The sequence below is a fragment of the Caldicellulosiruptor naganoensis genome (assembly GCF_026914285.1).
Lineage (GTDB): Bacteria > Bacillota > Thermoanaerobacteria > Caldicellulosiruptorales > Caldicellulosiruptoraceae > Caldicellulosiruptor > Caldicellulosiruptor naganoensis.
On record NZ_CP113864.1, the window covers coordinates 1792252 to 1811450 of the forward strand.

Below are 19199 nucleotides of genomic sequence, written 5' to 3' on the forward strand. Positions count from 1 at the left end.
TAATATTCTCCTTGGAATTTTCACCTCAATTTTACTTTATTAATCTTTATCCAGTCAAACTCGTTTTTTTTTTAGTTAATTTTATGCAATTTTTAGCTATCAGTTCTCTCTTTCTTTAAATATCTCTAAATTTCTTAAATTTTTTCTTGTTTTTTTGCAAACAAAAAGCTGCCCCCTTTCTTGGAAGCAGCTATACTTAAATTGTTTTTAAAAAGCATTTTTAAACTATATCCCTTTTTACCCTCATCAAACTATTGAACAAAAACGGCAGCAGGAAAAATGCAAGCAGAACAAGGCCTATCACAACGCAGATTGAAACCTGCATAAGCGTTAAAATCCCAGATGGCAGCATTGCCGCAAATGTGCCGGCTAAAATTATCACCGCTGATGTTACAACATGACCAATATTTGCTGAGGTAAGCTTTAATGCCTCTGAAAGCTCTAAATTCTTATATTCGTAAAACCTTATCAGCAAAAATACGCTGTAGTCTATACCCAAAGCTAAGAACACAACAAAGGTGAAAAATGGCACTGCCCAGTTGAGTGCTTCGTACTTGAATATTCCTTTGAAAATCATCTCTGTTATAGAGAGTGCAAGGTAGTAGTCGACAAAAACTATCACTACCATTATTGCAGCATTAAAGATTGACCTAGAAATTAGGAACATGAGAATAAAGATGCTTATTATCATTATTAGTCTCAAAGTCTTAAAATCTTTAAAATAAATGCTCTTCAAATCATGGTTTGAAGATGATATCCCACCAACTCCTACCGACACAAACTTTGTGTTTATAAACTCTAAAGAGTTATTTAAAACCTTTTCCACATTATCAACAATATCAATTGCCTTGTTTGTATACGGATTTGTGTCAAGAATCAAGATTATCTTTGTTATTGTTCTATCTTTGTTCATATATGAATCTAAAGCCTTTTTGAAGCTACTGCTTTTTATAGCCTCTGGTGGGACGTAAAAGATGTTTGTTGTTTTGTATCCTTCAAAATAACCCTTCATACTCTGCATAGAATTAGCCATCTTGTTAAGTGCATCAGAAATCTGCAAAAGCGCTGATTTTAAGCTTGTAAACCCTGTCTGAAGTTCATCAACTTTTTTTAGAATCTGTTCTTTTTGTTTGTCAAATTCCTGAATTTTTGAATACATAAGGTTTACACCTGAGATTATTTGCTTTTGACCTTTGTCAATTTGATAGTAGCCACTTAGAACCTTCCCTTGAGCATCTGCAAGCTGTTTTGAAGCTGAAGCTATGCTATTCATAGAATTTGAAATAAGCTTCAGAGCTTTGTCAGCTTCATTTATCTGGGCTGAAATCTTTTCATATTCAGAAGAAAACTCTTTTAACTTTGGAGCAAACTTATTTGCTTCAGTTTCAATTTTTGATAAAATCTCAGATGCCATAATATAATTGATATCCCTTGAGATTTCCGGATACTTATTTGAAAGTGCTTTTAAATTGTTATTTGCAGTATCAATACCCGTCAATAAAAGTTCAATTTGATTTACATCAAATCCCTGTAATTCAATTTTTATCTTATTTATTGATCTTGTATACTCAGAATAAAACTCTTTAAATCCTTCAGACAGCTTACTGCTCCCAATTGAAAGCTTATTAAGACCATCATTTATCTTCTTAGAACCATTTAACCCCTGTTCAAATCCACTATTTAGTTTTTCCAAAGAAATTTTCAATTCATATACACCATTCTCAAGCTGTGAAATACCAGTTACAAGTTTTTGAACATCAAATTCTTTTGTTGACATACTTAAATTTTTGTTTATATTCTCAATTGCATTGTTAACTTTCAAAAGACCATCTCTCAAACTATCAATACCTTTTATAACAGTATCTGCTTGGTTTGACAAAGTAAATTGTTTTATAATCTCCCCTTGTGGTCTTGTGACTGAATACACATCTTTTATACCATTTTGCTTACTCAATATTTCAGTTATTTTTTCAATGTCAGATAATGCGTCAGAAGTTGCTAAACTTTTATTAGATTTCAAATATATGGTAACAGGAAATGTCTTTCCGCTGCTGAAGTTTTTTGAAATTAAGTTAAATCCTTTTACAGATTTGTATTTTTCAGAAAGTTCGTTTAATGTGTTGAATGACAAATCGCCTCTGACTGATAAGAGAAAAGGTATTAAGATTAATATCATTGTTGTCAACACCACATAAGGATATTTAGTCGAAAGTCTTGCAGCAGTTTCCCAGAGTCTGCTATGGGTGTGCTGTATTTCTTTATTAAATGGCCAGAAAAGATTTTTACCAAAAATTTTGAGTACAGTAGGAACCAGTGTCAAAAGCACAAGTAAAAGCACAAGCACACTTACTGCAATTGCTGACATTGCCTTGAAAAAGTTAAAAGACGCTGCTGCAAAAGCCGCAAAACCTGTAAAAACCGCAAGACAGCTAAATACCACTGTTTTTCCTGCTGTTTTAAACGTTGTTATTATTGCATCATCAACATCTTTCCCATTTGCAAGCTCTTCTCTGAACCTTGAAATAATCAATAGATTATAATCCGTCCCAATTCCAAATAGGGATACAACTATAAATGTTCTTGTAAAAGTATTGATTGGAAAATTAAACTTATCTGCCAAATGTCCAACTATGCTAAGCGAAATTAAAAACGAAACACCAACTGTTAAAAGTGAAACAATTGGTGTGATAGGTGAGCGGAAAACAAGAACTAACACAACAATTATAAATACAATAGTGATGATATCTGTTTTTTTAACTCCATCTTCTGAAGCTTTTACAAAGTCTTGGGTAATTAAATCTCCACCTGTTAGATACACTTCTAAACTCTTTGGTTTTTGAACAGAATCTATAAACTTATAAATATCATTTCTTATTTCAATAATTTCTCTTCTTGACTTGTCTACTTGAATGCTTGCAAGGACAACCTTGTTGTTGCTTGATACGTAGTAGTTCTTTAACTCTGGATTCATAAAATGAGATGAAATATTTTCAATGTTGTATCTTTCTTTGCTATTGCCAAGTCCATAAATTATTTTCTTGATTGCTTCAATATCTTTATTCGAAAGACCATTTTTGTCATAAAATACAATTGCTATTGTTGAAAGCTTTTTATCCTTTGGCACTCCCTGATACTCTTTTTCTAATACTGCTGCAACTTGAGATGGGTATTCATGACCAATTTTAGGTTCACCTTTGAGTCGAACTATTTTATTTATATCTGGCATAGTAACTACAAATATAACTGTTAAAATTACCCATATAATAGTGCTTAGCCACGGACGTTTTAAAATTACTCTCACACACCTCACCTCTTTTTAAAATATTACACAGCCTATTTTAACATATGCACTGACCAAACGTCAATGACTAAAAGTCAATTTAAAAATTAAATAAAAAGCTTTTGTGAAGGTCTTTGCCTTCACAAAAGCTTTATCTTTACAAACTTGAGTTTACCAACCTGCAAAAAATTACATCGCCAATCAATACTCTATTCCAGCTTCTTCAGCAAAACTTTTCAAAGACTCCTCAGTCTCTTTCCTCGACTTCTCCAGCATTATCTCATAATCCTTCTTCCACTGCTCAACATCTCCCCTGTCTATATCATTCCTTTTCGCATGTATCTTCCCCTCTTCAGTGTTAAAAAACCATTTCTCTTTTATCTTCCAGTCATATTGCACATTCAATAACTTCGGTCTAATGTCGAGTGTAAACTCTTTATATCTTTTCCATACTTCTCTCCAATTTTGTGGATTTTCCCTCAGTTCCTTCAACAAGCCCTCATACACCTTTATCGCTTCCATTGCAAGCTCTTCTCTACTCTTCCATTCAAGAATATACAACTCACTATATTTTTCTGGATGTTCTGCTATATCTTTAGAGGTTCTCTTCCAAGAATCAGAATAATAAAAATCAGCTAAAGCAGAACTTGAAGCCAATATAATACCATACAGTTCTTTTATACGCTTATCAGTAAATCTGTCTGTAGGGTCACTGTATACTGCAGTATCAACATCTTCTTTTTGCTGATTCTCAGTTAAATTCTGGTTATCTTGATTGACATCTGTTATATTCCCCTCTCTCTCCGCCTGTTCTGATGCCAATACCACCTTCTGAGCTCCTGCATCAACACCTTTGCCTGTACCTGCCTTCCCTCTATATATCGCACAACCTATACCTGCACAACCAGCAAATATAAATGTGCATACCAACACCAATATAATCACTTTTCGCCTCATTTATATCTCCCCTCTTTTCTTCTTTTAACCTCTCTTGCTAATTTGAACTTATCCTATATAAGATTACCCAGTTCATGGGTAATGTGTCTTTATTTAAGTACTCGCGGAAACACCTACCAGAATAGAAATACTCTGGTGTAGTGGAATGTTGTGCGCACAAAAGATCTGTTGCTGTCTTACTAACTATTACCTGTGAATGATAAGCTTCGCAGTTATCATATCGTACATGTTGAACAATATCCCCCTCTTTTAAAAACCCTAATACTACACTGCTATATCTCTCCAATGCATACCATACAGGATATATTCTCATCTGATACGCTCTGTTTCTTCCGGCACCATTTAAATTGCCCCAGTGCTGCCTAAAATAATTCGCACCCGTCCACGTTGTAGTTCGGTTTGTTGATGTCCGGTAAAACCAGTAGTTAACATTACCTTCTATCCCCGAAGATTAGGTTACAAAGGGCAAAAATAATAATTTTAATTACCACAGACAACACTTTTTCTTTAGTTCAAATTAAAACTTTTTATAACAATGTTACTCTTTTAACTATTTATTTACTTTTACTATATAACAACAACAATAACAATAACAATATGCAAACTGCCTAAATTTTTATTTAGAAGCTTATAACATTGTAACAAAATACAACCATTGTTTTATGCAAAATAAAAAAGCTTTTGCAAAGGAAAAACCTTTACAAAAGCTTTATCTTCACAAATTTTAACTTGCCTACCTGCAAAACATCGCCGTTTTGAAGTTCAATGTCAAGTTCATTTACCTTCTCACCGTTGAGTTTAACAGCACCGCTTTTTATAAGCCTCATTCCCTCGCTTGTAGAGGAGCAAAGTTTATTTTCTACCATAAACCTTGGCAGGTAAACCTTGGGACTCTCAAGTTCAACCTCTGGAATGTTATCTGGTATGTCTTTTTTCTGGAACACTCTTATAAATTCTTCTTCAGCCTTTTTTGCTGCCTCTTCGCCATGGTATAGCTTTACTATTTCTCTTGCAAGTCTCATTTTTGCATCTCTTGGATGCAAAGTCCCTTCTTCAAGCTTTCTCTTTATCTCCTCAATCTCTTCTGGCTCAACATCAGTTGTGAGCTCATAGTATGAAATCATAACCTCATCAGGGATTGACATCACTTTTCCATACATTACATTTGGTGGCTCGTTTATACCAATGTAATTGCCAAGGCTTTTGCTCATTTTGTTGACTCCATCTGTACCAACCAAGATTGGCATCAAAAGTGCAACCTGGATTGTTTTGCATCCATACTCCTTTTGCAGTGTCCTTCCCATAAGTATATTAAACTTTTGCTCAGTTGCGCCAAGCTCAACGTCAGCTTCAATCACAACAGAGTCATAACCTTGCATAAGCGGGTAGAAGAACTCATGTATAGAAAGTGGCAAGTTCTTCTCCATTCGCTGGCGAAAAGTCTCTCGCTCTAACATTCTTGCAACTGTGTATTTTGATGCAAGGTTTATAACATCCAAGAAGTTCATGGGTTCAAGCCATTCACTGTTATATCTTATTGTGGTCTTTTGCGGGTCAAGAATCTTTAAAACCTGCTGTTTGAAAGGCTCTGCATTTTTTTGAACCTCTTCTTTTGTAAGCTGTTTTCTTGTCTCTGTTTTACCAGTTGGGTCACCAATCATTGCAGTAAAATCGCCAATTATCAAAATTATGTTGTGCCCCAAATCCTGAAGCTGTTTGAGTTTTCTCAAAACAACAGCGTGCCCAAGATGAACATCTGGAACATTCGGGTCAAGGCCAAGTTTTATGTTTAATGGTCTGTCTTGCTTTAGCTTTTCAATGAGCTCTTCTTCAGTAATTATCTCAGCTGCGCCTTTTTTGAAAACTTTGAGCTGGTGTTCTATGTCCATCTGCCACATCTTCCCCTTTCTATATTTTTATATTCCAAGTCTTTCTTTTACCATCTTTACAAGCCAGTTTGCCTCTTCAACTTTAAAAAGATAAATCAATCCTGCATAAATTGCCATACCAAGTACAATAGCTATTAAAGTGTAAAGAGAAAAAGGAGCAAAGTGCATATTTAAGTTTATAAACCTTTGCTTAAAAAGATATACAAAAATGCCCATTATTAAACTTGCAATGAGCGATTTTAAAAGCACACTCGCAATTCTCTTCCAACCAATTGCCCCAAGCTTTTTGCGAAGAGAGATAAACAAAAGCACCGTTGCAATATAGTTTGCAGAGGCAAAGGCCATTGCCGCACCTGTGTGTTTAAACTTGTGAATAAAGATTATATCAAGCACAATATTACAAGCTATTGCAATGACACCATTTTTCACAGCTGTTTTTGAATCCTTTAGCACATAAAGCGTTCTGTTCAAAATGTCTCTCAAACCTAAACCCACAAATCCTAAACAGTAAAACATGAGTGGTGATGCCGTAAGCATTGTAGAATAGGCTGTAAAATTTCCTCTCTGGTAAATTAGCCTTGTTATCTCTTTTGAGAGTATCATGCCACCTACTGCAAATGGCATCATAAGAAGAATAATTGAGTTTACTGAAGACACAAAAAATTTTCTGAAATTTTCTTTATCGCCCTTTGCTTGAAGGTTTGAAAGTGTTGAAAATGCTAAAACCGAGATAGATGAAGAAAAAACACCAACTACCATGTCATTGAGCTTCCCAGCATATGCAACCGCAGCAACAGCACCACTGCTCGTCCCTGTCAAAAGATACCTATCAATAAACGTGTAAACCTGTGCCATGCTGCTGCTTATAAAAACAGGAAAAGAGAATTTTATCATGTTTATAATGTTTCTATCCTTCAATCCAACTACAGGATAGAATTTAAATCCGTATTTTTTGGCATTGTATAGCTGATAGACAAGGCTCAAAAAATACCCAAAGACAAAACCAAATGCAACAATGTATATATCTATCTTCTTAAAATTTCCAAAATATGATAAAAATATAGCAACAAAGATTGCAAGATTAAACGGAATGCTTGACAAAACTGGTTTTATAAAATTGCCATTTGCCTGAAGAAATCCTTGTAAAATGTTTGCAGAACTTGTAAATAGTATCATAAATATGGTTATTTTAAGTAACCTTGATGCATAAAATATCTGTTCGCTTTTACTTGCATGTACTTGAAGTAAAATGAGCTGTTTTGAAAAGATAAAACCTAAAATTGCTATAATGCTCGATGCAAGAAGTAATGTATTTATAACACTATTTGTAAATCTTACTCCCTCATCTTCACCTTTTTTCTCTCTAATCTCAGTATAAAATGGAATAAATGAAGTTGAAAATGCAGCAAACACAGAAGCAAAAAGTATATTTGGAAGCTGCAGGGCCAAAGGGAAAGCATCTGCTTTTATACTGGTGCCAAACCTTGCACCAAACGCTACCTCTCTAATAAAACCTATTAGTTTTGTTAAAACTGTTACAGCAAAAAGTTGCAATGCTATCTTTGTTGCCTTCTTGAACTGCAATTCATGTTCCTTCCTTTCATTTTCAAAAAGGTTTCAAAAAAGGTTTTATCATATGCTTTCTTTTAAAACCTTCTCAATACTCTTAATCTCTTTAACTAATGACTCTTCATCAATTGTTAAAAGCTTTCCATCCATGTATAAAATCTTACCGTCAACAATTGTAGCAAAAACATTTGAAGGATTGCTGCTATAAACGATGTTTGAAATAGGATTGTAGCAAGGAAGCATATTTAAATCATCTGCTTTAATGAGTACAATATCGGCTGAATAACCTTCCTGTAGCCTACCTGTGTTGTGAATACCTGCTGAGGCTGCAGCATTTACAGTTGCCATTTTCAAAACCTCTTGTGCTTTCAATATTTCAGGAAGCTTGTACATTCCTTTTTCCAAAAGTGCTGCAATGTGAATCTCTTCTAATATATTGAGGTTGTTATTGCTTGCTGCAGAATCTGTGCCAATTGCAACATTAACACCCGATTTAATCAAATTAAAAACTGGAGCAAATCCATTGCCAAGCTTTAGATTGCTTGTTGGATTGTAAACAGCTGTGACACCATTTTCAGCTAAAATCTCAATGTCCTCGTCATCAACATATACACAGTGGGCTGCAACACATGGTCTTGTAAAAAGCCCTGCTTTTTGGCACAGTTTTACAGGCGACATATCGTATTTTTCATAACACTGGTTTACCTCATCTTCAGATTCGCTTAGGTGTATCATTATCCCTGTGTTAAATTCTTCTGATAGCTCAACAACTTTTTCAAGCAGCTCATATGAGCAGGTATACACAGAATGAGGTCCAAAGAAAACCTTTATCTTGTCGCTTGAATAATTATAAATCAATTCTTTTGTCTCATCAAGTCGCTGCTGCTGTCTTTCATCTGTTTGAAGTCCCCTTGACAAAACAGCCTTGATTCCAGTTTCAAGAACTGCTTTTGCTGTCATATCTTCATGAAAGTACATGTCAAAAAACATTGTTGTTCCACATTTTAGCATCTCAGCAATACCAAGCAAAGAGGAATAGTAAACTATCTCTTTTGTAAGCCTGCCCTCAGCAGGAAAAATCTTTTCAAAAAGCCACTCATATAAAGGTAGGTCGTCTGCATAAGAGCGCAGAATAGTCTGTCCACAGTGTGTGTGGGCATTTATAAACCCCGGCAGAGCAATGAGATTTTCTGCATCTATCACTTTGGTGGAAGGTATTTTTTCTTTAGGTAGTTCTATCCCTTCAGATATTCTTGATATTTTGCCATTTTCAATCAAAATATCTCCTTTTAAAATTTCATTTTCACTGTTAAGAGTTATAATAGTTGCACTTTTTATTAACAAATCCATTTTCTACACTTCCCAACTATTAAGATATTTTACTTGCTCGCTTGTGAGCTTATCTATCTCAATCCCAAGTGACTTTAATTTAGTCATCGCAACAAAGGAATCAATTTCGCTTGGCACTTGATAAACTTTTTTCTCCAAATTTTTGTAATTTTGCGCAACATAAATGGCACAAAGTGCCTGAATAGCAAATGACATATCCATAATCTCTATAGGATGGCCATCTGCTGCTGCAAGGTTGACGAGTCTACCCTCTGCTAACACAAATACCTCTTTGCCATTTTCAAGCATGTAACCCGTGATATTCTTCCTTGCCTCATAAACCTTCGTAGCTTTCTTCTCAAGCGTCTCAATGTCAATCTCAACGTTAAAGTGTCCGCTATTACACAAAATTGCTCCATCTTTCATATTCAAAATGTGTTCATATCTTATAACATCCTTGCATCCTGTTGCAGTGACAAATATATCACCTATCTTTGCAGCGTCTTCCATCTTCATTACCTCAAACCCGTCCATATACGCCTCTAAAGCCTTTATAGGATCAACCTCTGTCACTATTACCTTCGCGCCAAGACCTTGAGCTCTTTTTGCAACGCCCTTGCCACAAAAACCATAGCCTGCAACAACAACATGCTTCCCTGCAACTGTGATGTTAGTTGTCCTCATTATCCCATCCCATGTTGACTGACCTGTACCGTACCTGTTGTCAAAAAGGTGTTTGCAGTACGCATTGTTGACTGCAATCATAGGGAATTTAAGTTTTCCATCCTTTTCCAATGCTTTTAGTCTTATTATCCCTGTTGTTGTCTCCTCACATCCACCCATTATTTTATCAGCTAAGTTTTCAAGTTTTGTGTGAAGAAGGTATGTCAAATCACCACCGTCGTCTATTATCAGCCGAATATCATTTTCAAGTGTCTTTTCAAGATGGTAAAAGTACTCTTCTTCATTTGCCCCTTTTATTGCAAAGACTTCTATACCTTCATGCACAAGTGCTGCGGCAACATCGTCTTGTGTTGACAAAGGATTTGAACCTGTCACATATACATTTGCTCCAAGGTCTTTCAAAAGCAGTGCCAAATTTGCTGTCTTTGCCTCAAGATGAACTGAGATTGCCACATTTATACCGTTTAAAGGTTTTTTATCAATATAATCTTTTCTTATCTGTTCAAGTATAGGCATAAACCTCTTTGCCCACAAGATTTTCCTTAGTCCTTCTTCCCATAAAGAATGGTCTTTTATGATTGCCAAAAACACCACATCCCTTCTCAGGTTATTTATACTCTATTTTTCTCTAAGTCCATGAACTTTGTATGCTTGTCCAAGAACAAAAGTTCAATTGTTCCGGTTGGACCATTTCGGTGTTTTGCAATTATAAGCTCTGCTATGTGTTTTTTGTCTGTATCAGGATTGTAATATTCGTCCCTGTACAAAAACGCAACAATGTCGGCATCTTGCTCAATTGCACCACTTTCACGAAGGTCAGAGAGTATCGGCCTGTGGTCAGCTCTTGTCTCAGGTGCGCGTGAGAGCTGAGAAAGCGCCAAAACTGGCACATTTAGCTCTCTTGCCAAAGCTTTGAGTGACCTTGATATCTCAGCAATCTCCTGCTGTTTGTTCTCAAATCTGCCACGGGCAGTCATCAGCTGCAAGTAGTCTACCATAACAAGCCCAAGACCTTTTTCTTTAAGTTTTAGCCTCCTGCACTTTGCTCTCATCTCAGTAACGGTTATTGCAGGTGTATCGTCAATATAAATCGGAGCGTTTGATAAAAGTGCTAAAGCCTTTGCAAACTTCTTCCACTCTTCATCTTCTAAATTGCCAGTGCGAAGTTTGTGGCTGTCTATCATTGCCTCTGAACAAATCATCCTTGTGACAAGCTGTTCTTTTGACATCTCAAGCGAAAATATAGCAACAGGCACACCAGCACGCAGTGCTGCATGCTGGACAATGTTCAGTGCAAAGCTTGTTTTTCCCATTGCAGGCCTTGCAGCAATCAAAATCAGGTCTGATGGCTGAAGCCCTGCTGTCATTCTGTCAAATTCAGCAAATCCTGTTGGCACACCTATGATATGTGATTTTTTGAGGTACAGTTCTTCTATCTTATTGTATGTTTCAATTAATATTTCTTTTAAATGAGAAAAATCTCTTGAACTTTTGTGAGAAATCACATTGAAGATAGTCTTTTCAGCAAAATCAACTATATCTTCAACTCTTTCTGTTTGACTTTTACACTTTTCTATTATCTTCATTGATGAGTTTATCAGCTTTCTGAGTAGCGACTTTTCCTCAACAATCTTTGCATAATATGTAGCATTTGCAGTTGTAGGTGTGTTTATAACAAGATTTGTCAAATATTCACTCCCACCAACCGCCTCAAAACTTCCCCTTTCTTTTAGCCTCTCTGAAACTGTTATAACATCTATGGGCTTGCCCTCTTCAAAAAGGTCCATGATAGCCGCAAAAACTTCTTTTAGCTGTGGGGTTGCAAAATCCTCTTCTGTCAAAATCTCTGTAACCTCAGATATTACCTCTTTGTCAAGAAGCATTGCCCCAACAACAGCCTCTTCTGCCTCGCGGCTTTCTGGCATTTCACTTTGGCTTTGGAGAATATCAGGTTCCATGGTCAAATCACTTCCTCTTTAGCTTGAGGTCACATGGATTTTCAGCTTTGCCAAAACACCTTGATAAAGTCTGATTGAAACCTCATAACTTCCAATCTGTTTTATCGGATCTTCAAGCTCAATCTTTTTCTTGTCAATGTCAATCCCAAGCTGTTTTTTTATCTCATCAGCTATTTCTTTGTTTGTAATAGACCCAAAAAGTTTTCCGTTTTCACCTGCTTTTGCTTTTATAATTACGAAACTTTTCTCAAGCTTGTCTGCAAGCTCTTTGGCAAGCATAAGCTCTTTTTCTTTTTTCTTCTGCTCAGCCTCTTTCTTTTCTTTTATGTGCTTTTCTAACCCCTCTGTTAAAGGCACTGCAAGCTTTCTTGGAATTAAGTAATTTCTTGCGTACCCATCATTTACCTCAACAATTGAGTCTTTCTTACCCAAGCCCTTGACATCCTGAAGAAGCACAACTTTCATAGTAAAACCTACTCCCCTTTTTTACTTTTAAGTTTTTTGATTTTCCACAATGTATTCATCTATTGCTTTAAAAAGCATATTTTTTGCATCATCCAAACTGACATTTTCAAGTTTGCACCCCGCTGTCTCCAGATGCCCACCGCCACCTATCTTTTCTAAAATTAGCTGCACATTTATCTTGCCGTTCGACCGGCCGCTAATTAATAGCGTGTTTTCTATTTTGCAGACCACAAAAGATGCATCAATCCCTTTAATATTCAAAAGTTCATCTGCTACCTTTGCTATTATAACATTATTCTTGCAGGCTTGTGAATAATCAATGACAACAGCAATATTTCCATAAAGTACCTGTGCATTTGATATAAGCTGGTGCTTTAAAATGTAGTCTTCCAAGTCCTCTTTTAGATATTCCTTTATATTCTCAGGCATTGCCTCGTTTTCTCGCAGGTATGTCGCAACCTCAAATGTCCTAACACCTACATTTTTGGTAAACCCTCGCGTGTCAATCATAATACCAGCAAGCATAATTTCTGCCTCAACTTTTTTGAGCTTTATTCCTTCATAACTCAAAAGCTCAGCAACGAGCTCTGATACAGACGATGCATATGTCTCTGAATAGCAAATGAGAGCTTGTTCAATCCAGTCAGCTGCTCTTCTGTGATGATCAATTACAATTATCTTCTCAAAACTCAAAATCATATTTGGCATATCAACATAACTTATCCTCTGCGTATCAACAACAAACAAAAGTGAATTTTTTGTCTTTAGCTTGAGCGCCTTTTGCTCGTCAATTATCATGTTTTCATATTGAGAATCTGATTTTAGCATTTCAACGAAATCCTTTATAGTTGGGTTAAAAGAATTTATAACAATATATGTCTCCTTGTTTAAATTTAAGCAAAGTTTCGCAAGACCAACTGATGCACCCAAGCAGTCCAAGTCAAAATACTGATGGCCCATGATAAAAACCTTGTCAGAGTGCTTTATAATCTCCTTTATGGTTTGTGCCATCACACGTGAACGCACTTTAGAGCGCTTCTCATGCTCTTTTGTCTTCCCGCCATAAAATTCAAACTTTCCATTGTGGAAAATCACAAGCTGGTCGCCGCCACGTGAAAGTGCCATGTCCAGCGCCGTTTTCGCATCCTTTTGAGCTTGGAATATAGAGTCATCTCTTATACCAATACCACAGCTGATTGTAGGAATTATTCTATTATACAAGTTTACCTCTTTTATCTGATCAAGTATACTAAATCTTCTTTCTTGCATCTTGTAAAACGCTTCTGTATTACAGATGAAAAGGTACTTGTCTCTTTCATATTTCATCAAAAACACATCAGACCTTATCTGGTTGTAAAACCAGTCCATGACCCGCCTTTCAATCTCAGATGCAATGTTTGACTTTGAAACTTCAGGTGCAGAATTCAGAACATCATCATAGTTGTCAATCATCAAATATCCAAAAACCACATTTTGAAGTTCAAAAGTCTTCTGAAGTTTAACATGCTCAGTTATGTCTATAAAGTAGAAGAGGTTCAAATATCTTTTTTCATTTTTACTTCCCTCTACTTCAACAAGGGTAATAAAGACATTAAAAAAAGAACTCTGATATTCAAACTTCTCAACCTTTGTTTTGTTCTCTAAAATTGCTCGATAAAGCTCAGGAAACTCATCTTTAAGGTTCTTGCCAATTAGCCTCTTGTTTTTTGATGTTTCCAAAAACTTCTGATTGTACCATATAATATCTCCATTGTACTCTGTAATTAGTATAGGCAAAGGAAATTTTAAAAGGGTGTCTTTTGATGCAGTGTCGATATTTAGAGTAAGCGTTTCTATAAACTCCAAAAGCTGTCTGTTTTTCTTTATGTTTATTCTTATATTATAAGCAGCAAGTAAGATAAATAGTGAAAAGCAAATGATGCCAATTTGAAGGTTATAGTATAAAATTACTAAATTGAAAATGAAAGAAAGTACAAATCCTGCTTGAGATACAGAAAAATCAAATTTAAAATGTACCTTTTTATCTTTCACAATTTCACCTTCTTTGGTCCTCTTTTCTTAAAATCAAACACTAAATCTAAAAATCCGATTAAAAACATTATCGGTAAAAATTGAAGACTAAAAATAACAATAACAATCATAATCCAGCTTCTTAAAAATGGTAAAGAAATCTTCTCAAAAACAATTGCATATATTAAAGAAAGGGACTGGAAAAAAAGAAGCCATGAAAGAATTATTATCATGTTGCTTACAACAATTGATAATAGACTTACCTGTGTCAGGAAAAAGGAAAGTATATAAAATATAATAACACCCATTGTAACTTCTTTTGGCATAAATAGATTTTCAAAGCTTAAGAAATCCTTTTCAATTTTTAACCTCTTTGCAGTCCATTTTACAATATAGTAGGCAATAAAACCAAGTGTAATTGCTACTACTATGACAAAACTTGGTACCATGAGTTTTAAAAATTCAGCAAACTTATCAAGCAAAACATCTTCATTTAAAGCTTGAAAATATCCCTCAAGCATTTTCTTTAATAACAAAATCATTTCATTTATAACGTCAATCCTATACAAACTTTTGATTGCTTTTATTGTAAAAACCAGATATATCAAGAACCCAACTGCAAGAGTTAAAATATCCAATATATAGCTCCTAACGTATTTCAAAACAATATAAACTGTAACCGGTACAATGTAGATAATCAAAAGATACATAAACGTTATTGGAGCTTTACTTATCAACATAAGTCCAATACTTGCAATGATATATGAGATTATAACCCTTGGGATAAAATTTTCTCTGGAAAATAAAGTATATAAAGGAACAAATAAAAGTAGCAGCAGAGGATTAAACTGTGATAAAAATAATACAAATTGAAGCAGAGCAAAAATACTAATAAATAAAAACTCTTTTGCCAATTTTTTTATACTCCTCTCATCCATCCTCATTTTTTATTTCACTCTCTAATTACCGAATAAGACCCAAGAAGCTTATAAAATGCAGACTTTCGCTGCACAACTTTCAAAGCATCGCTCACATCCTCTTCATCTATAAACCCATCAATGTCAACAAAAAAAACATACTCGCCAAGACTTGTCTTTGCCGGTCTTGACTCTATTTTGGTCAAATTTAAATCATACAAATTAAATATAGCCAATATCTTGTATAAACTTCCCGGTCTATCATACGTTGAGAATATTATTGATGTTTTGTTCTTTTCTCCTCTCTCAAAATTAGGTTGCTTGTTTAGCACAAAAAATCTTGTATAGTTGTTATCGTGATTTATTGGTCCATCTATAATCTGCAGGTTATTTTGCATTGCTGCAAAAGTAGAGCAAATAGCAGCATCGACTTTGCCTTCTGCACACATCTTTGCTGCATAGGATGTACTGTTTACTTGTATCAGCTCTGCTCCTTTGTAGTACTTGCGAAGATAGTCATGACATTGTGAAAATGCCTGCGGATGCGAGGCAATCGAGTTTATTTTTTTTGGAGTTTCTTTGCAACAAAGGTAATGTTCAACTTTTAAAACTATTTCTTTTATGATATAAACATCTGCCTTCAAAAGATTGTCAAGGGTGGTTGATACACTTCCTTCAATGGAATTTTCAACAGGGACAACTCCGTACACTTTTTCATCCTCAGTGACAATCTCAAATACATCATCTATTGTATCACACGGTATAAGATTAATATTTCCATTTTTTATGAATCCTTTTGCAGCTTCATAAGAATATGAGCCAACTGGTCCTAAGTAAGCAACTTTCACCTTTTCACCTCAAATCATGCTTTTTATATATTTTAACATTGATTTGTGAAGTATTAAAGGCTCAAAATAAAGTTAACAAAAAAGGTTCTTTGACCAGTTAATTCCCAGCCAAAGAACCTTCTTTGAAAATATTTTTCTATATCAACTTTACTTCTCACCACAAAGCTCTAAAAGTCTTTCCCATCTTCTATCAACTTCCTGCTGAATCTGCTCAATTAGATGCTCATTTCCTTTCTTGAACAGATGTCTGAATCTTCCCTGTGTCTTTAAGAACTCAACAACAGGAAGCTTTTCTTTTGGCTTGTATGTGAGTCTGTACTGACCGTTTACAACCTCATAAAGTGGCCAGAAACATGTATCAACTGCTAACTTTGAAATCTCAATTAATTTTGATGTCTCATATCTCCAACCTCTTGGACACGGAGCCAAAACATTTAAAAATGCTGGCCCATCTGTGTAAAGTGCCTTTTCAGCCTTTTCAATTAAGTCTTTGAGGTTTGGTGTGATGAAAGCTGTCTGTGCAACATATGGTATACCATGCGCAACCATAACCTCTGTAAGGTCTTTTCTTGGCTGCATCTTACCTGGTAAAACCTTGCCTTGTGGTGATGTTGTTGTATCAGCATAAAGTGGTGTTGCAGATGATCTTTGAATACCTGTGTTCATATATGCACCGTTGTCATAGCAGACATATACCATGTTATGTCCTCTTTCCATTGCACCAGAAAGTGCCTGCAAGCCAATATCGTATGTTCCACCGTCTCCTCCAAAAGCAATGAATTTGAATTCCCCTTGAACTTTCCCTTTTTTCTTCAAAACCCTGTATGCTGCCTCAGCCCCGGCAATTGTTGCCGCAGCGTTTTCAAATGCACTGTGGATAAATGAATCCTTCCATGCTGTGTATGGATAAATACAGCTTGAAACCTCCAAACAACCTGTTGCAACACTAATAACTGCTCTATCCTCTGGCTTTAAAGCTCTTAAAATTGCTCTTACAGCAACAGGTGCACCACATCCTGCACACATCCTGTGCCCGCCTGTAAACCTTTCAGGTCTTGCAGCAAGCTCTTTGATATTGTATGCCATTTTAAAAGCACACCTCCTTATTCTCTTACACCAATGTAGTTGTAAACTTCCCCGACATTGCCTGTCTTGACAATGTCAAGAAGTCTATTATATATCTTAGCAATATCGTCAGTTCTAACATCTCTTCCGCCAAGACCATAGATATAGTTGATAGCTTTGATACCGTCAGCCCTTCCATAAAGGGCACTTGTGATCTCAGTAAACAGTGGTCCGCCCGCAGCATTAAAGCCATCTGCTTTGTCCATGACTGCTATTGCCTTGAGGTGCTTTAAAGCATCAACAATTTCAACCACTGGGAATGGTCTGAAAAGTCTTGGCTTAAGCAAGCCTACTTTGTATCCTTTGCTTCTGTACTCGTCAACAACAGCTTTAGCAGTCCCTGCTGTTGAGTTCATAACAACAATTGCAACCTCTGCATCATCAAGCTTATATGCCTCGAAAAGTCCATACTTTCTTCCACTTATCTTTGCAAACTCTTCAGCTACCTCTAAAACAACCTTTTTTGCATTTCTCATAGCTTCTGCTTGCTGTCTTTTGTGTTCAAAGTAGTATGGGGGCAAGTCCAACGGACCCATTGAAATTGGATTTTTCTCATTCAAAAGATAATACTCAGGGTTGTACTCACCAATGAAGTTTCTTACAACCTCATCTTCTAAAAGTTCTATATTCTCAACTGCATGGCTTGTGATAAACCCATCGTAACATACCATAACAGGAAGTCTAACATCTTTGTGCTCTGCAATTCTTATTGCTTGAATTAAAGAGTCATATGCCTCTTGATTGTTTTCGCAATAAATTTGAATCCATCCACTGTCTCTTGCACCCATTGAGTCTGAATGGTCATTGTGAATATTGATAGGACCAGAAAGTGCTCTATTTATAACTGCCATTACTATCGGAAGTCTCATTGAAGCTGCAATATAAAGCATCTCCCACATAAGAGCTAAGCCTTGTGATGATGTTGCTGTCATTGTTCGAGCCCCAGCTGCCGCTGCACCAATGCAAGCACTCATTGCACTGTGCTCAGATTCAACAGCAACAAACTCTGTGTCAACCTCACCATTTGCAACAAACTGAGAAAAATACTGTGGTACCTCAGTTGAAGGTGTAATTGGAAACGCGGCAACAACATCAGGATTTATTTGTCTCATAGCATACGCTACAGCTTCGTTACCAGAAAGTCTATCACGGATAGCCATCTGTAGTTTCCCCTCCTCAAATTCAAAATTCTTATTTCTGTTCTTCTACAAAATCAAAAGCTTTAAATGGGCAAACTTCTGTACAAACACCACATCCTTTGCAGTGATCATAATCAACGCCAACCATCTTGCCATTTTCAACCTTTATGGATGAATCGGGACAAACATAGAAGCAAAATAGGCACTGTTTGCATTTGTCTTCATGCCAAACAGGTCTCATTGTTCTCCAGTCGCCTGTTTTGAAGTCTTCTGCGTTGCCTGGGTCAATAATCACACCACCTGGTGTTATTTCCTTCCATGTAACCTCTTCTGTTATATTCATCTTTCTCATTATCCTTGCACCTCCTGCATTCCTCTTACAAACGCCTTCATGTTACCTTCAATCACATCTGGCTTTGTTGCAAACTTGTGCTTGAGTGACTCTTCCATGTCTTTAATAGCCTCATTTTCAGGAATAATACCTGTCACCTTAATAACAGCACCAAGTACTGGGATATTTGGAAAGTATTTACCTAAACACTCCATAGAAATCTTTCTTGCGTCAATTGTGTAAACCTTTCCATCAAAATTCCCAAGTAGTTTCTTTACTTCTTCAGGAGACTTTGAAGTGTTTACAATGATTGCTCCGTCTTTTTTGAGTCCTTTTGTTACATCAACACTGCCAATGAGAGTCTCGTCAACAACTACAACATAGTCTGGTTCATAGATGTTGCTATGGATTGTAATTCTCTCATCGCTTATTCTGTTGTAAGCTGTAATTGGAGCACCCATTCGCTCAGGACCATACTCAGGAAATCCTTGAACATACTTTCCTGTGTTGAAAGCTGCCTCTGCTAAAAGCAAAGACGCTGTCTTGGCACCCTGTCCACCTCTTCCGTGCCATCTTATCTCAATCATCTTGCCCATGTTCGTACCTCCCTTTTTTAAAACGTTACAGTCTTTTATTTGAATTATCAAGAGAGTCAATAATCGATACTACCCTTCTATTATATATTTTGAATGTTAAAA

16 protein-coding genes are annotated in these 19199 nt (G+C 36.0%); all 16 read right to left on the minus strand.

Features of this window, described 5'->3' with window-relative positions:
- Window positions 1-220: 220 nt before the first annotated feature.
- Complete coding sequence (locus OTJ99_RS09000) at window positions 221-3301, minus strand: MMPL family transporter (RefSeq protein WP_045165736.1); 3081 nt, start codon at window positions 3299-3301, stop codon at window positions 221-223.
- A 180-nt stretch (window positions 3302-3481) separates the two neighbouring features.
- Entirely contained in the window at window positions 3482-4237 is a 756-nt protein-coding gene (locus OTJ99_RS09005; protein WP_045165735.1) for a hypothetical protein, read from the minus strand.
- 37 nt (window positions 4238-4274) lie between these two features.
- On the minus strand, window positions 4275-4679 hold the full coding sequence (locus tag OTJ99_RS09010; protein WP_083943548.1) for an amidase domain-containing protein: 405 nt from the start codon (window positions 4677-4679) through the stop codon (window positions 4275-4277).
- 256 nt (window positions 4680-4935) lie between these two features.
- Window positions 4936-6126 carry a tyrosine--tRNA ligase gene (gene tyrS / locus OTJ99_RS09015; RefSeq protein WP_045165734.1) on the minus strand — a complete coding sequence of 397 codons (1191 nt, stop codon included), beginning with the start codon at window positions 6124-6126 and terminating at the stop codon, window positions 4936-4938.
- Between the two features lie 27 nt (window positions 6127-6153).
- The gene (gene murJ / locus OTJ99_RS09020) at window positions 6154-7710 is read right to left on the minus strand and encodes a murein biosynthesis integral membrane protein MurJ (RefSeq protein WP_045165733.1); all 1557 of its coding nucleotides are present in this window, start codon (window positions 7708-7710) and stop codon (window positions 6154-6156) included.
- A gap of 48 nt (window positions 7711-7758) precedes the next feature.
- Window positions 7759-9045, minus strand: coding sequence for an amidohydrolase (locus OTJ99_RS09025; RefSeq protein WP_045165732.1), 1287 nt, complete (start codon window positions 9043-9045; stop codon window positions 7759-7761).
- A gap of 3 nt (window positions 9046-9048) precedes the next feature.
- Entirely contained in the window at window positions 9049-10299 is a 1251-nt protein-coding gene (locus OTJ99_RS09030) for an adenosylhomocysteinase (protein WP_045165731.1), read from the minus strand.
- 20 nt (window positions 10300-10319) lie between these two features.
- The gene (dnaB, locus tag OTJ99_RS09035) at window positions 10320-11666 is read right to left on the minus strand and encodes a replicative DNA helicase (RefSeq protein WP_045165730.1); all 1347 of its coding nucleotides are present in this window, start codon (window positions 11664-11666) and stop codon (window positions 10320-10322) included.
- An 18-nt stretch (window positions 11667-11684) separates the two neighbouring features.
- Entirely contained in the window at window positions 11685-12131 is a 447-nt protein-coding gene (gene rplI / locus OTJ99_RS09040; protein WP_045165729.1) for a 50S ribosomal protein L9, read from the minus strand.
- A 27-nt stretch (window positions 12132-12158) separates the two neighbouring features.
- Window positions 12159-14162, minus strand: a complete 2004-nt coding sequence (locus tag OTJ99_RS09045; RefSeq protein ID WP_045165728.1) for a DHH family phosphoesterase — start codon at window positions 14160-14162, stop codon at window positions 12159-12161.
- Window positions 14159-15055: a DUF2232 domain-containing protein gene (locus tag OTJ99_RS09050; protein WP_269015329.1), complete on the minus strand. Its 897-nt coding sequence runs from the start codon at window positions 15053-15055 to the stop codon at window positions 14159-14161. Before OTJ99_RS09050 ends, OTJ99_RS09045 begins: the two co-directional genes overlap by 4 nt.
- A gap of 38 nt (window positions 15056-15093) precedes the next feature.
- Entirely contained in the window at window positions 15094-15906 is an 813-nt protein-coding gene (gene pheA, locus OTJ99_RS09055; RefSeq protein ID WP_045165727.1) for a prephenate dehydratase, read from the minus strand.
- A 147-nt stretch (window positions 15907-16053) separates the two neighbouring features.
- Window positions 16054-16992 (minus strand): thiamine pyrophosphate-dependent enzyme, encoded by a 939-nt coding sequence (locus OTJ99_RS09060; protein ID WP_045165726.1) that lies wholly within the window; start codon window positions 16990-16992, stop codon window positions 16054-16056.
- A gap of 17 nt (window positions 16993-17009) precedes the next feature.
- Window positions 17010-18191, minus strand: coding sequence for a pyruvate ferredoxin oxidoreductase (gene porA / locus OTJ99_RS09065; RefSeq protein ID WP_045165725.1), 1182 nt, complete (start codon window positions 18189-18191; stop codon window positions 17010-17012).
- 31 nt (window positions 18192-18222) lie between these two features.
- Window positions 18223-18522, minus strand: a complete 300-nt coding sequence (locus tag OTJ99_RS09070) for a 4Fe-4S binding protein (RefSeq protein WP_045165724.1) — start codon at window positions 18520-18522, stop codon at window positions 18223-18225.
- The gene (locus OTJ99_RS09075; RefSeq protein ID WP_045165723.1) at window positions 18522-19097 is read right to left on the minus strand and encodes a 2-oxoacid:acceptor oxidoreductase family protein; all 576 of its coding nucleotides are present in this window, start codon (window positions 19095-19097) and stop codon (window positions 18522-18524) included. Before OTJ99_RS09075 ends, OTJ99_RS09070 begins: the two co-directional genes overlap by 1 nt.
- Between the last annotated feature and the right edge of the window lie 102 nt (window positions 19098-19199).

Excerpts from the sequence above, each read along its gene's own strand:
- OTJ99_RS09060 (WP_045165726.1), bottom strand. The coding sequence starts at position 16,992 with ATGGCATACAATATCAAAGAGCTTGCTGCAAGACCTGAAAGGTTTACA.
- tyrS (WP_045165734.1), bottom strand. The coding sequence starts at position 6,126 with ATGGACATAGAACACCAGCTCAAAGTTTTCAAAAAAGGCGCAGCTGAG.
- OTJ99_RS09025 (WP_045165732.1), bottom strand. The coding sequence starts at position 9,045 with ATGGATTTGTTAATAAAAAGTGCAACTATTATAACTCTTAACAGTGAA.
- OTJ99_RS09070 (WP_045165724.1), bottom strand. The coding sequence starts at position 18,522 with ATGAGAAAGATGAATATAACAGAAGAGGTTACATGGAAGGAAATAACA.
- OTJ99_RS09005 (WP_045165735.1), bottom strand. The coding sequence starts at position 4,237 with ATGAGGCGAAAAGTGATTATATTGGTGTTGGTATGCACATTTATATTT.
- rplI (WP_045165729.1), bottom strand. The coding sequence starts at position 12,131 with ATGAAAGTTGTGCTTCTTCAGGATGTCAAGGGCTTGGGTAAGAAAGAC.
- dnaB (WP_045165730.1), bottom strand. The coding sequence starts at position 11,666 with ATGGAACCTGATATTCTCCAAAGCCAAAGTGAAATGCCAGAAAGCCGC.
- OTJ99_RS09075 (WP_045165723.1), bottom strand. The coding sequence starts at position 19,097 with ATGGGCAAGATGATTGAGATAAGATGGCACGGAAGAGGTGGACAGGGT.
- porA (WP_045165725.1), bottom strand. The coding sequence starts at position 18,191 with ATGGCTATCCGTGATAGACTTTCTGGTAACGAAGCTGTAGCGTATGCT.